We start from the raw sequence: 964 nt of genomic DNA on the forward strand, positions 1-964 counted from the left end.
TTTGTCCAAGTGATCTCACTATTACAATTATCCGTGGCAGTAGCACCACCATTTGAAGCCAACCAAGCTTCGATACCACCTTGGTCACCATCAGCACTACACTCAATGGCAATGTCAGAGGCAGGTGTATCAATAACCGGAGCCGTTGTATCTTGAATAGTGATGGTCTGTGACACCGAAGATGAGTTGTTACACGCATCAGTGAATGTCCACGTTCTGGTCACCACGATGTTACAAGGATCTGTATCGTCCATGCTGTCCACAGCAGTAGCTGTAATGTCACCAGCACAGTTGTCTGTAGCAGTCAACTCACCAGCAGCAGGCATATCGCCGATACACTCGTAAGTGATATCTGCAGGAGCGTCAGGAGCCACTGGAGCAGTTGTATCTTGAATATTGATTGTTTGTGACACTGAAGATGAGTTGTTACACGCATCAGTGAATGTCCACGTTCTGGTCACCACGATGTTACAAGGATCTGTATCGTCCATGCTGTCCACAGCAGTAGCTGTAATGTCACCAGCACAGTTGTCTGTAGCAGTCAACTCACCAGCAGCAGGCATGTCGCCGATACACTCGTAAGTGATATCTGCAGGAGCGTCAGGAGCCACTGGCGCCGTTGTATCTTGAATATTGATTGTCTGTGACACTGAAGATGAGTTGTTACACGCATCAGTGAATGTCCACGTTCTGGTCACCACGATGTTACAAGGATCTGTATCGTCCATGCTATCCACAGCAGTAGCTGTAATGTCACCAGCACAGTTGTCTGTAGCAGTCAACTCACCAGCAGCAGGCATGTCGCCGATACACTCATAAGTGATATCTGCAGGAGCCTCAGGAGCAACCGGAGCAATTGTGTCTATAATAGTAAATGTAGCGGTAGTAGATGCTGCATTTCCACAACCATCAGTGGCAGTAAAAGTTACTGTAGCCGAACCAGTTTCCCCACAATCATCAGAAA

At 47.5% G+C, this 964-nt stretch carries 1 pseudogene; it reads right to left on the bottom strand.

What is annotated here, in order from left to right:
- A pseudogene (locus ZA07_RS16095) lies at nt 1-964 on the bottom strand (hypothetical protein); the annotation flags it as partial.

It is taken from the genome of Mangrovimonas sp. ST2L15, from assembly GCF_001280515.1.
GTDB lineage: Bacteria > Bacteroidota > Bacteroidia > Flavobacteriales > Flavobacteriaceae > Mangrovimonas > Mangrovimonas futianensis.